The organism is Binatus sp. (SeqCode) (assembly GCF_036522015.1).
Classification (GTDB): Bacteria; Desulfobacterota; Binatia; order Binatales; family Binataceae; genus Binatus.
The window spans coordinates 1-13180 of the sequence record NZ_DATDGQ010000167.1 but is presented as its reverse complement, the minus strand read 5'-3'; the positions used below and the strand labels follow the sequence as shown (position 1 = coordinate 13180).

The following is a 13180-nucleotide window of genomic DNA, read 5'->3' as shown; positions in this document are numbered from 1 at the left end:
GCTCGGTCCGTTCGGATCCGCCGGGGCCGCGCAACATATTTAGATCGCTCAAGACGACCGCGAGATGTTCCGCCTTCGGTTCGAGCTTCTGGGGCATGATTCGATCGATCACCATCAGCCGTGCACCGGGCTTCAGCGCATGACGGCAATTCTGCAGAATCCGGATGCATCTTTCGTCGTTCCAATCGTGAATGATGCTCTTCATCACGATTGCGTCGGCGATGCCCGGCGGGATCGACTCGAAGAAATTTCCGCCAACGAATTCGGCCCGGTCTGCGACACTGGCAGCTGCGAAATTTTTTTTCGCACCGTCGGCGCAATGGGGCAAATCGAAAACAACTCCGCGCATCGACGGATAGCGTCTGAGAATCGTGACCAGCAGCTGCCCGAATCCGCCACCGGCATCCATCAACTTCCCGACGCCCGAGAAGTCGTATGCCTCCAGGATTTGCGGGATCGCGGCGCGCGTGATCGATGCCATCCCCTCATTGAACAGCGATGCCACTCCGGCCTTGGCGAACCGCTCGAACTGCTCTTCGCTCTCTCCGGCCAATTGTGCGCCGGTCTTGCCGGTGCGCACCGATCCGATCAGCTCCATCCAGCCGGCTGTCAGCAACTCGCCTTCGCGGAGAATGTTGGCTTTCAGGGAACGCTCGGATTTCTCGGAAAGATGGGTTCCCATCGCGGTCAGCGCGAACTTCGCATCCGGCCCTTCGACGCAGATACCGAGTGCGACCAGCGCACGCAGCAGGCGATGCAGCAATCGCTCATAGGTGCCGGTCAACTGCGCGAGTTCGGTGGAGCTGCGCGCGCCTTCGACAAGCAAGTCGGCGATGCCGAGCTTGGCCGCCACGTAGATTACCGAGGTCACACGATGCGCGGTGATCAGGTCGAGTAACGTCTCAACAGATCGATCGGAGCTTGGGGTTGCCATCTTTCAGACCTCCCGTTTTGTGAGCTCACTGCCCCGGAGGCTTTTTGGCGTTCTGTTTGTCCTGCTCTTCTTTGTAAACCTGGTCCATTTTTGGCTCGAGGGTTTCGTAGAATTGTTTGATATGTCCGATGTTCGAGCCGAGATCGCCCGGGAAGTAGCGCAGCATCGAGGTCGTGCCGGGACGTGCCATGCCTGAGCGCGCGCATACTTCGATATCGCCGGATGGATCGATCGAGATCCGCACATCGTCCTCGAGTTTGAAGATTCGCGAGGTGTAGATGCAATCGAGGGTATAGTTGCTCGGACTGGACTTGTCGATTCTCCATCCGCCGAGCGATTTGACCGTATCGGTGGAGAGCTGGAACAGCTTTTCGCGCGAGATTCCAGGAAAGCTGCGGCGAATCAATTCAGGAAAGACATCGTCGAGCGGCGCAGGTTCCGCCTTCGACACATCATTGCGAGTCGTCTGAGGTTCGGACTCTTTTTTGGCGGCGCGCTTGTGCGGCGCGGCGGCGGTCGGTGGTGGCGGCGGAGCACTTTCCATCGCGCAGGTCACTGAGCCAGAGCCGGTCTGGCTGGCGGCCACGGAGTTCTTCGTAAGGAACCGTTCCACGCGTTGCCCAAGGCCGGGCCGTTCGAAAATTGTTTCGTTGTTCAGGATCATCGTGACTCCCGCGGCCACGATTCCCACGGCAACGAAAAAAACCGCGAGGCGGATAATCAACCCGAGCAAACGGCGCAAGATTGGAATAAAGATCAACGCCGCGATGACGACAACGGCAATGATGATTTCAGGTGGCGTGAACATGATGAATTCCCCGGGGGAATCGTTAGCGGTTTATGAGGCGTTGGCGCAAGAGGACGCGGATCGTACTTGCCGCGACGTGACAGTTAGTAGCAGTTAGCGCCCAAAAAGCACAACGGCGCGACCCTGATTCGGATCGCGCCGGTGATCTGTGAGTTTGTGAAATTGCTGTCGCTTACGCCGGAGCCCCGGCGAATCCTTCGCCACCGTCGCCGCGCAAGATCGCGTCGAAGCGCTTGCCGCCCAGGTAGAAGCGGCGCGCCTCGTCGTCGGTGACGGCGGCGCGGCGGACGTCGCGCCGGCGAATCGGCCAGATCCCGCCGACCATCGGATGGCGTCCCTGGCGATAGCTGAAGAAATAGTAGGTGAACTGGCGGAGCACACCCTTGCGCGCTTCCGCGTCGAGTCCGCGGCCCGCGCACACGGTGAACATCGTGTGCAGGAAACGCGGGATCGAATAGAAGCCGAGGTAAGCGTCGCGATACGCGCCAAGCCAGCTTTCCTTGTCCAGCTTGTCGTGGCGGAGCGTGACGTGCTGCGAGTCGAGTTGGTTGAAATCCCAGTCGATGATCGCGCCTTCCTTGGTGAAGCGCACCTGGTCCTCAGTGCCCGGCAGCGGAGTCATGATAAAGAACGACACGATGTCGAAGCCGATTTTTTTGAGCGTAGCCGCGGCGACGCGCCCGCAATCCGGGCCGTCGAACGGGAATCCGAGCATGTAACCGGCGTGCACCGAGACACCGACCTTGTGCCAGTTCTCGACGACGCGCCGATACTTGTCGATCACGTGCGCGCGCACCGCCTCGAGCTTGCCCTTGTGCTGGCGGTCGTCGGTGTTCTGATACTTGGTCGCGAAGTTCAGGTTGTCGGGATTCAGCGACTCGATTCCGACGAACGCCTGGTAGCATCCCGCGGCGGCCGCCAGCTCAGTGAAGCGCTTGCTGCGCCGATGCTTGGCGGTCTCGGTTTCGCCCTCGGCAACGTTCGCGTAGCAGGACGCGTCAACGTCCACCTGCATCATGAAGGATAGTTTCGGGTACTCCTTTTTCACTTCGACCAGGCCGGTGAGAATTTCTTCCCATCGCGGCGAGCGGAAAAAATCGTCGTCAACCAGGAACAGCGACTCGATGCCGTGATGCCGGCACGCGTCGCGCACCCAGCTCACGACCGCGTCTGGTTCGCGCGAGCGCATCGTGCGGCCCATCACGTTTTTCACGCTGCAGTACGAGCAGGTGAACGGGCACCCGCGCGAAGTGTCGAGCGTGGTCATCGTGTCGTTGAAAAATCGCGTAAGGTAACGATCGTCGAGCACCGGCAGGAGCGATTCGGTGATCAGCGGAACGATGATGTCTTCCTGGCCGGTCTTGGCGCGAATTCCCTGCGTGACCGAATAGCTCTGGCGCAGCTCGCCGCGCAGAAAATCCTCGACGATATCGCCCCAGATGTTTTCAGCCTCGCCGACGACCGTCGTGACGCCGCATTCGTTCAGGAACTTGCACGAATCGGGGAAGCCGCTGACGTGGAACCCGCCCATCATCGTGGGTAGGCCCTCGGCGACGAATTGAAGTGCCAGGTCGCGGCCGCGCGGATACTGATTCGACTGCACGCCGGCCAGCCCAATCAGCAGCTCGACGCCGTCTTCACGTGCCTTGTCTTTAATCGCAGTGATTGTCTCAGGACTGACTATGCCGTCGCAGATTTCGTCCCAAATGACCGTCTCGAGGCGGACGTTACGCTCGACTGCATAGCGCTTGTTGAACGCCTCGTTCAGCGCCGTCATTACGGTAAGAGTGTTGTTGGGTTGGACGCCGTAGCGAAAATACTGGACGAAGCCGTCTTCATCATAGCGCGAGGGCTTGATGAAATAGACGCGAACAGTGCGGCAAGGCTCGGGCTTTATGGCCGCATCGGCGGACGCGCCCGCGCGGGCCGTCAGCTGGAGCTTCGCGGTCGGACGGTCGATTCCGTAACGATTAGTCCCCAACAGCCAGTAGAGGATGCTTGCCGCGAAAACCAGGAATGCGCCTAGAAATACAAGAAATACCATCACTAGATCCTCTGCTTTTGCTTCCTACCCAACAGCCCATCCTGCCATCATACCATTTTACCCGAACGCGGGGGGAGTATCTAACCGCTCGGTCAGAAATCAGTAAACAAATCTCAAACCGGAAAGTCAACCCACCACCATTGGACCATGCTTATAGCGCGGATGTCTAGGAATTAGTCGGGATAATCAGGACAGAGGGTAATCAGCGGTACATTTCGACCAAATTGATTAAACCGAGGTCGCGATAGCGTTCGACCAGGTAGCCCTTGATTTCCTGCACGCTGGCCATCTGCAGGGTCTCGCGCGCGATAAGGCGCGCGGTCTGATAATCGACCTCGCGGATGACCTTGCGCACGACCGGGATGAACAGCGGGCTCAGGCTCAGTTCGTCGAGGCCCATGCCGACCAGTAAGAGCGCCGCAAGCGGGTCGCTTGCCATCTCGCCGCACAGGCAGACCTCCTTGTCGGCGGCGCGCGCGACGTTGACGACCTCGGCGATCGCGGAAATCACGGCGGGATGCAGAGCCTCGTAAAGGTGCGCGACCTTGGGATTGTTGCGATCGGCGGCGAGCAGGTACTGGATGAGATCGTTGGTGCCGACCGAGAAAAAATCGACCTCGCGCGCAAGCCGCGGCGCCAGCCACACCGCCGACGGCACCTCGACCATGATGCCGACTTCGATATTGGGATTGTGCTCGAGGCCTTCCTTGAACAGCTCGGCCTGCGACTCGGCCAGCAGCTCCTTGGCGCGGCGCAATTCCTCGAGGCTCGAGATCATCGGGAACATGATGCGCACATTGTGCTTGGCCGCCGCGCGGAGAATCGCGCGGAGCTGGACCTTGAACAGGCCAGACATTTCGAGCGAGATGCGTATCGAGCGCCAGCCGAGGAACGGGTTGTCCTCGCGCGGCACCCGCATGTACGGCGGATACTTGTCGGCGCCGATGTCGAGCGTGCGAATCGTCACCGGACGCTTGCCGAGTGTCTCGAACATCTTGTTATAGAGCGCGAGCTGTTGCGTCTCGTCTGGAAAATCCTCGTAGGTCAGGAACGAGAATTCCGAGCGCAGCAGGCCGACGCCCTCGGCGCCGTAGCGCAGCGCGAGGTGGATGTCGGCGAGGAGCGCGATATTCGCGAGCATCATGACGCGATGGCCGTCGCGGGTCGCGGTGGGCGCGTTGCCCTCTTCGATCAGCTCCTTCTTGAAGGCCTCGTAGCGCTTGGACAGGCTGACGTAGTCGCGCTCGATCTCGGTGCCGGGGTTGACGTAAACGACGCCCGCGTTGCCGTCGAGAACGAGCTGATCCCCCTCGACCACCGATTCCATCAGATGCTCGACGCCGACGACCGTCGGAATCTCGAACGCGCGCGCCAGGATCGCCGCGTGCGACGTGACGCCGCCGGATTGGAGTGCGATTCCCGCGAGCCGGTCATGGTTGACCATCGTCAACTGCGAGAGCGTGAGTTCCTCGGCGACGACAATCGTCGGCTTGCTGAAGGGCGCGCGCTTTTCCTCCTGACGGAGATGACGCAACACGCGATGGCCGACGTCGCGGAAGTCGGTCGCGCGCTCGCGCAAGTAGTTGTCGGCGACCGCCAGCATCGAGGCGCTGAGTTCTTCGATCACGCGGAACAGTGCGCTCTCGGCGGTGTAGCCGTTGGCGATCGTGTCGCGGATGCGGCCGACGAACTCCTCGTCTTCGAGAATCATGCGATGGCCGTCGAAGATCTTGAGGTCGGACTCGGGCATCAGCGGTTCCATCCGAATTCGCAGCGTCGCGAGCTCGGAGAGCGAACGGGCGAGCGCTTCCTCGAAGCGCTTGCTCTCGACCTTCGGGTCGCGCGACTTCTGATGACGATCGACGCTGCTCAGAAATGTGCCGACGACGTGCGCGTTGCCCTGCGCAAATCCGGGTGAGGCCGAGAGTCCCGCCAGGCGCGGGCGTCGAATCTTGGCCGGCGCCGCGTGACGCGTCTTGCCGCCGACTTTTTCGTAATCCTTGAGCTGGCGGTTGGCTTCGATCATCCGGCGCTTGTATTCGAGCCGTTCCTTTTCCTTGGTGACGAGCGATTCGCGCAGCCTGAAATGAGACAGAATTTGCGCGACCTGGTTGGCGGCGGTGCTCAGCAGCCGGATCTCGTTCTTGTTGAATTTGCGCCGCTCGAGCGTCTGCGCGACCAGCACGCCGAGCGGCTTCTTGCGCCCGTCGTGCACCGGCACGCCGAGAAAAGTATGGAAGCGCTCCTCGCCGGTCTCGGGAAAATATTTGTAGCGTTGATGGCTGATCGCATCGGGCACGTAAACCGGCTCGTCCTCTTCCAGCACCAAACCGACCAGTCCCTCGTTGAGGCGCATCGAAACCTTGCCGACCGATTCGCGATCGAGCCCGACGGTGGCGCGCAGCACGAGCCGCTCGCGCTGAGGATCGAAGAGGTAAAGCGAACAGACCTCGGCCTCCATCCCGCCCGCGATCGCGAAGGCAACGCGATCCAGCGTCTCGCGGAGATCGTCGGAATGCTCGCCGCCAATCGAGGAGAGATGCTCGATCAGAGCGAGGCGATCCTTGTTTGCACTCATTTGCAGGGTCTCAGCAGCGGCGCAAAAATTTTATCGGATCGAGCGCGTCGCAAACAATGCCCGCACGCGCGGCTGCTCGGATCCGCGAACTAGATGTCGCGCCAAACCAAGGCGAACCTGACAAAGTTCAACCCACAAAGCTGCCGGCGTAAATCGTAATAACCAACATCTTAGTGAGCACCACCGCGACAGACAAAGCCACATCCGAGTACAGATCGTTGTCCGTGATGTCGGGCTTTACGTTCTCCACATTGGGAAAGACGTTGACGTCCTTAACGGTCTCCTCATCCAGTCCGTCTAGTATGTCCTGTCGCGCCTTCATGGCCTTTCGAAGGAGCACGAGATCGGGTCGGAGCCGCCACAAGAATATGAGCATTACAACAATGAGACCAAGATCGATCACCAAGGTAATGTTCCGCAATTGGTCCGCGTTCATGCGCGGAACTTTGCCAATAAGAAAGGCGCTGGTCGCGAAGGACGCGACCGCTAAGGTGTAGCTCACACTTTGGACCCTGCTGCGATAGATCCTGCTTTCGATCCTGTCTTCTTGAATGAACGTCTTGAGGACGTCGGCTGCAGTCCCGGAATTCAGCTTCATTGTCTGCTCCTTAACGTCGAGTTCGGCGATCCCGCAAATCTCGTGGCGCTAGCCTCCAATTGGTGTCTTCATTAAACAACTGGTTCTCACTCGCAACCTGAGTTGGTGCGCACGATTCCAACGTCTTGTTCCCCATGGCTGAAGCTTATGCGCGGATAGTCCGCAAAGACAAAAACAGGGCGCCCTAGCCAACATTCGGCGACAGCTCGAACGGTACGAGCGCACTTTTCAGCAGTCCGCGGCCGGCGCGGCATCGACGCGTCCGGATCGCGTCTATCAGGCCGCGCTCGTCCTTGATTGGACCCTCGAGCAGCGTCGTTACGCAACCGACTGAGCCGGCCGAGTGCGAGTCCGAGCCTGCGACCTCGGCCATCCCGAGATGCCGCGCGACTTTCAGCGCGAAGACGTTTTCGTCTTCGCCGCATGCCCCGTTGAGCACTTCGATCGCATCCACGAGCTCGAAGATTTTAAGCCTGGCCGCGCGGTCCGGGTACGTTGGATCGATCGGCTCCGAATCCGGGTTAATAAAGGAAAACCGCGGGTCGAGTTTGTAGCGGAACGGATGATTTGCGATAAGTATCCCGCCTTCCAGATCGATCACGCGGCGCAATTCCGCCAGCTTGTAGATTCCCCCGACGTAGCGCTCGAGGCCGAACGCGCCGACGTGCCCCATGTCGGTCGTCACTTCCATCCCGCGCAGAAAGATCACGCCCGAGTCGCCGGCCATCGCGGCGATCTCGCGCGAATCCCACATATTGTCGTGCTCGGTGATGCAGACCGCGCCGATTCCGATCGCACGCGCGCGCTCGACCAGGTCTTTCGGCGCCAGGTTCGAGTCCGAACTGCCGCGATTGGTGTGGAGATGCAGGTCAACGCTGAAGTAGGGCCCCGCCGGCTGCGGGTGCCCGCTTCGTGAATCTGCCATGTGCGACGGGCCGCGCCTTACTTCGGCGGCTCCTTGGCCAGCGTGATTTTCTTCATGTGGTCGCCCTTCTGCATCTGATCGACCGCGTCCATCCCCTTAATCACGCCGCCGAAGACGGTGTATTGGCCGTCAAGTCCCGGCTGCGGCGCGAGGCAGATGTAGAACTGGCTGCCGCTCGAATCGCGTTTCGGATTGACGTCGTCTCCGGTGCGCGCAGTGGCGACGCTGCCGCGGAGGTGCTTCTCTTTGATCTCAGCGGGGACGGTGTATCCAGGGCCACCCGCTCCCGTGCCGTCAGGATCTCCGCCCTGGATCACGAAGTCCGGCACGATGCGATGCCACGTCAGCCCGTTGTAGAAGCCCTTGTTCACCAGCGTCTCGAAATTCGCCACTGTTTTCGGCGCGGATTCGGGGTAAAGCTCGACGACTATTGTGCCGTGTTCGGTCTCGATGATTGCGTAATGACCTGTGTTTCTCACTGGGAGTCCATCCGTTGCGCCTTTGCAGGCCGAGGCGAGCACGAGCAACGCCACGACGGCAAGACACGAAAATTTAAAGGAGTTGCGTTTCATTTTATCCGCTCGCATTGGCACGGACAATCACACGTCCATGCAGGTTAGTCCGACAGTTCTGTATGGAAGTATTCGAGCCGTCGGAAATCCGCAAGTGATTATTGGATTGGGCCCCGTTTTTCTTCCTCGCGCAAGTGACGCAGCACGAAACCCCCGAGGTCGCGGAAGTCGGCCACGCGCTCGCGTAAGTAATCGTCGTGAACTGCACGCATCGACGCGCACAGTTCGTCGATCACGAGAAGCAGCGCGCGTTCGGCAAGGTAGCCGTTGGCGATGTTCTCTCGGATGTGGCCGATGAACTCCTCGTCTTCGAGAATCATCCGCTTGCCGTCGAAGATTGTGAGCTCCGAGTCTGGCACCTGCGGTCGCATTTGAGCCCGCAACGTTGCTAGTTCGCTCAGCGAACGGGCAAGTGCATCCTCCAGACGCTTGCCCTCAGCCTTCGGGTCGTGACGGTCCACGGGTCTATCCCTTGATAAACTTCGCGACGCTCGCCGCCACCTTCCCCGGCTCCTCCAACGGCATCATGTGCGCGCCTCCATCGACCAGATGAATCTTAGCGCCGGGAATGCCTTTGCGGAATTCGTCGGCGTAGACCGCGGGCAGCAGCTTGTCGTCCTTGCCCCACACGATGAGCGTCGGCGCCGCGATTCGATGCAACCTTTTGCGCAGTCCCTTGTCCGGTATCGGCCACATGAACTTGCCCGTGCATCCGAGCGCCCACGTGATTCGGATGAACCCCTGCTGATCCTCAGGATTCAAAGTGATTCGCTTCAACGAAGGATGATGCTCATCCTTGAACAGCAGCGCAGGCAGGTCGGTCTGCGGCGTCACGATATAATTGCGAATCGGTGAATCGTCGCGCCATAAACCCAGCGGACTTATCAGCACCAGCTTGCCGACACGCGTCGGATCGGTCGCCGCAATTTCGCCCGCAATCATCCCGCCGAACGAATGACCGACCACCGCCGGCGCCTTTAACCCGAGCTTGTCGAACAAATCGTAGTAGTAGAGGACGAGATCCCACATGTCGTCGAGCGCCTTGTAGGAGTCCTCGTCGCCCGCCGTGATCCCGGGATGCTCAGGGGCATAGACGGTGAAGCTCTTCGCCATCTCGTCGAGCAACTCAGTTTCGATCGGCCCATAACCGCCATGCAGATAGACAACCGGCGGCCCATCGCCAAGAATCCTGACCTTGGGATGAACCTTGTCGCCCCACACGCTAACCGTCTTATCTTTCACAGCCGCCATATCTATCTATCCTTCAAAGAACCCTTTCCGTAGGCCCCTGAGAGCAAAGTGGCGCGCTGCGCGCAACTTTGCGTTTTTCACTTTCTCACTGGGTGCAGGGGTCACCCCTGCCGCCCGCCGCGCAGGCGATTATCCTACCGCGCCGCCGCATGCACTCCGTTCGACGCGATCTTTGTGCGCGGCCCCTTCAACGACTCGGGCCACCATTTGTTTTCCCACTCGCCGTCCCATACGTCGCGGAAATGCGGCAGCACCTCGCTGCAGAACAGATCGATATTCTTGATCGTCAACTCATGCGGCATCGAGCCGATATGCAGCAGCACCATCAGGTTGCCGACGCGCAGTTTCTTCACCGCTTCCATCAACTGCTGGCGCACGGTGGCTGGCGAGCCCGCGATCACGAACTGATTATCGACGAAGTCCTTGTACTTCCACGTCGGTATCTTGTTCATCAGATCGAACAGCTGCGGATTCAGCTTGGTGACGCTGTTGACCAGGCTCTTGTAGTCCTGGTTGCCGGCGACGGGAAAGTACTCGGGCAGGATATGCAGGCATTTGTCGTAGAAATATCGGATATGTTTGTAGTAGTCCTTTTCGGCCTGCGCGTCGGTCTCCGACACCGCGACCAGCTGCAAAAAGCCGGCGCGATACGGATTGGGATCGTGACCGCCCTTGGCGACGAAATCCCAGAACCCGTCCATCACGCGCTTGCCGAAATTGTTCCCCCAGTACGACAGGAAGCAGTAGCAATGGTTGTGCTTGGCGGAAAAATCCCAGGTCGAGAGACTGCCGCTGCCGGGAATCCAGACCGGCGGATGCGGCTTCTGGATCGGACGCGGCCAGATATTGACCATCGGCAGTTTGAAGTACTTGCCGTTCCACGCAAAAATCTCCGGCGACGTCCACGCTTTCAGAATGAGATCGTGCGCCTCGTAGTAACGCTCGCGCTGCTCAATAGGCGGGATTCCGTAGCACAGGTTCACGTCCTGCGACGTGCCCAGCGGCATCCCGGCGACCATCCGGCCTCCGCTGATGCAATCGATCATCGAATATTCTTCGGCGATTCGTATTGGCGGATTCGAGGTCGGCAGAGTCGCGCCCATCTGCACGACTGCGACGTCGGTGCCGTTGGTCGCGCGCGCCAGGATCGATCCCATCAGATCGGGATTCGGCATAAAGCCATAGGCGTTCTGATGATGCTCGTTGACGCAGATGCCGTCGATGCCCTTGTCGGCGGCATGGATCAGCTCGTCCAGCGTCCAGTTGTAGTACTGGCCGACCTTGACCGAGTCGGCCAGCTCGCAATAGGGCGGATCGACCCACACCGAGTGATACTTCTGCGCGAAGTCGTCCGGCAAATCGCGATACGGCATCAGATGGAACATCGAAATTTTCATCGAGTAAAACCTCCAGCCGCGTCAGCTTTCGATTTTTCCATACCACGTCGCGTCTCGATTCCCCAATAGCGCAATAGGTGGAACTCGTTGGGCATGTGCCCATATATGGAGTGATGGCGAAACTGTTGGTCGGGACGCCGAAAGATATGATCGCGCCTGCGTTCTTTTGCATCGCGATTCTTTTCTGCGCGCGCGCGGTTCGGGCGGATTCCGCGCCACGAACGTTCGTCGGCAACTTCATCGGTAATGACGCGACGGTGGAAAACTATCTGACCGTTTCGGGTAGCTACGATCGCGCGCAGAATTCCGAGTCGCTGTACCTCGAAAAGACCATCTCGCCCAAATCCAGCTTCTCGCTCTTCGTCGGCTACCAGCGCCTCGAGCAGGAAGGCGAGCAGACCAGCGCCAGCGGCTTCTCCAACCTGGGCCTCGCCTATAAACGCGTGCTCATCACGCTCCCGCGCCACGAATTCCTGTTCACGGTAAATCCCTCGCTCGAGCTGCCCGTCGGCAGCAGCAGCGTCGGCTCTGAATCGCATCCGCGCGCCGGCGGTGATCTGCTTTTTCAGAAGGGCTTCGGCGATCTGCCCGACTCACTTAGCATGCTGCGCCCAGCCGGCATCGAAGGCGACGCGGGATGGGAAAGCAAAGTGACGGGCGCGCGCGACGACCTCGTGTCAGCCGACCTCGAGCTCGAGTATTCACTTAACTACCTCGACGCGAACGTCGCCCGCGGTTCGGTGCCATATGCACTGCGCGATCTCACCCCGCATCTCGATTTCGATTACGCGCAGTATCTGAGTGCGCATCGAAACTCCTCGCAGCCGGACTTCGAACTGACGCCCGGAATTGCGTGGCTCAACTCGACCTTCGAGGTAAATCTCGGCGTCCAGGTCGCCCTCAATCGCGCGTCGTCCGGCAGCGGTGCCGTCGCCTTCGTCTGGCTCCTCGGAGTTTCGTACGACCAACTGGTGCCCGCGCTCGGATGGAATCTGTTTGATTGATCGGTGGTATGGACAACCGGCTCCGATGAAGACGACAATGCCCCGCTATGGAATCGTGGTTTAACAAAGCAAGATTCGGGATGTTCATCCATTGGGGACATTGCAGCCAGCGCGGCCTCGAGCTGTCGTGGCCGCTGGTCGGCGGCGTCGGTGCGCTGCCGAATTCACAAAACGTGAGCGTGGACGAGTATCACTCGACTGCCAAGACCTTTAATCCGACATATTGGGATGCGCCCGCGCTCGCTAAAACAGCTAAGCGCGCCGGTATGCAGTATGCGGTACTGACTAGTAAACATCACGACGGTTATTCACTATTCCATACGAAACATTCTGACTATTCGATTGAGTATTCACCGTTCAAGCGGGATATAGTTCGCGAATATACAGATGCGTTCCGCGCAGAACGTCTCAAGGTCGGACTGTACTACTCACTTATCGACTGGCATCATCCTGACTATCCGGCGTTTTTGGAGTCGGACAAGCCTTACAAGTGGGGTAACTGGCGCCGCTCCGCGCCTGAACAGTGGGATCGGTTTATCAAGTTTATGTTCGACCAGATGCGCGAGCTGCTGACCAACTATGGCAAGATCGATCTGCTGTGGTTCGACGGCGGATGGGAGCGCACGCCCGAGGAATGGAAGTCGCGCGAGTTCGTCGAGCTGATCCACTCGCTTCAGCCCGAGGTCGTGATCAACGATCGCATCCCGGGTTACGGCGACTACCAGACGCCCGAACAGGCCGTGCCGCCTCGCCCGCCTGAAGGTCCGTGGGAAACGTGCCTGACGATCAATAATAGCTGGGGCTACAATCCTTCCGACAAGGACCTCAAATCGACCCGCTCGCTGATCCATACGCTGTGCGAAGTGGCCGGCAAGGGCGGAAATCTGCTGCTCAACGTTTCCCCGATGGGCGACGGCGCGCTTCCGCCCGAGCATGTCGAGCGGCTCGAAGCGATCGGCGAATGGATGGGCCGCAACAACGAGGCGATCGTCGGCACCGATCCCGGACTCGAGCCGTGGCAGTTCTACGGACCCTCGACGCGCCGCGGCAATCGCGTTTACCTGCACGT

The 13180-nt window shown here is 59.6% G+C and carries 12 protein-coding genes; 2 read left to right on the top strand and 10 right to left on the bottom strand.

Annotation, left to right across the window (positions count from 1 at the left end):
* The 10 genes from VIW95_RS06955 to VIW95_RS06910 form a co-directional block, all read right to left on the bottom strand.
* The coding region (locus VIW95_RS06955; protein WP_331584755.1) for a methyltransferase at positions 1-934 on the bottom strand (934 nt) is incomplete at its 3' end.
* A 25-nt stretch (positions 935-959) separates the two neighbouring features.
* A complete protein-coding gene (locus VIW95_RS06950; RefSeq protein ID WP_331584753.1) occupies positions 960-1742 on the bottom strand; it encodes a DUF1499 domain-containing protein in 783 nt (260 codons plus the stop codon).
* A gap of 172 nt (positions 1743-1914) precedes the next feature.
* A complete protein-coding gene (locus tag VIW95_RS06945) occupies positions 1915-3786 on the bottom strand; it encodes a B12-binding domain-containing radical SAM protein (RefSeq protein ID WP_331584751.1) in 1872 nt (623 codons plus the stop codon).
* 202 nt (positions 3787-3988) lie between these two features.
* On the bottom strand, positions 3989-6364 hold the full coding sequence (gene ptsP / locus VIW95_RS06940) for a phosphoenolpyruvate--protein phosphotransferase (RefSeq protein WP_331584749.1): 2376 nt from the start codon (positions 6362-6364) through the stop codon (positions 3989-3991).
* Between the two features lie 127 nt (positions 6365-6491).
* Positions 6492-6962, bottom strand: coding sequence for a hypothetical protein (locus VIW95_RS06935; RefSeq protein WP_331584747.1), 471 nt, complete (start codon positions 6960-6962; stop codon positions 6492-6494).
* A gap of 184 nt (positions 6963-7146) precedes the next feature.
* The gene (locus VIW95_RS06930; RefSeq protein WP_331584745.1) at positions 7147-7887 is read right to left on the bottom strand and encodes a CehA/McbA family metallohydrolase; all 741 of its coding nucleotides are present in this window, start codon (positions 7885-7887) and stop codon (positions 7147-7149) included.
* Positions 7888-7904: 17 nt separating this feature from the next.
* Positions 7905-8366 (bottom strand): peptidylprolyl isomerase, encoded by a 462-nt coding sequence (locus VIW95_RS06925; RefSeq protein ID WP_331584743.1) that lies wholly within the window; start codon positions 8364-8366, stop codon positions 7905-7907.
* A gap of 191 nt (positions 8367-8557) precedes the next feature.
* On the bottom strand, positions 8558-8920 hold the full coding sequence (locus VIW95_RS06920; RefSeq protein WP_331584740.1) for a phosphoenolpyruvate-utilizing N-terminal domain-containing protein: 363 nt from the start codon (positions 8918-8920) through the stop codon (positions 8558-8560).
* Between the two features lie 4 nt (positions 8921-8924).
* On the bottom strand, positions 8925-9710 hold the full coding sequence (locus VIW95_RS06915) for an alpha/beta hydrolase (protein ID WP_331584738.1): 786 nt from the start codon (positions 9708-9710) through the stop codon (positions 8925-8927).
* A gap of 134 nt (positions 9711-9844) precedes the next feature.
* Entirely contained in the window at positions 9845-11107 is a 1263-nt protein-coding gene (locus tag VIW95_RS06910; protein WP_331584736.1) for an LLM class flavin-dependent oxidoreductase, read from the bottom strand.
* 77 nt (positions 11108-11184) lie between these two features.
* Here VIW95_RS06910 and VIW95_RS06905 point away from each other — a divergent pair, with 77 nt between their 5' ends.
* Together VIW95_RS06905 and VIW95_RS06900 are read left to right on the top strand one after the other, a co-directional pair.
* Positions 11185-12111, top strand: coding sequence for a hypothetical protein (locus VIW95_RS06905; RefSeq protein WP_331584734.1), 927 nt, complete (start codon positions 11185-11187; stop codon positions 12109-12111).
* A 47-nt stretch (positions 12112-12158) separates the two neighbouring features.
* On the top strand, positions 12159-13180 hold a 1022-nt coding region (locus VIW95_RS06900), incomplete at its 3' end, for an alpha-L-fucosidase (RefSeq protein WP_331584732.1).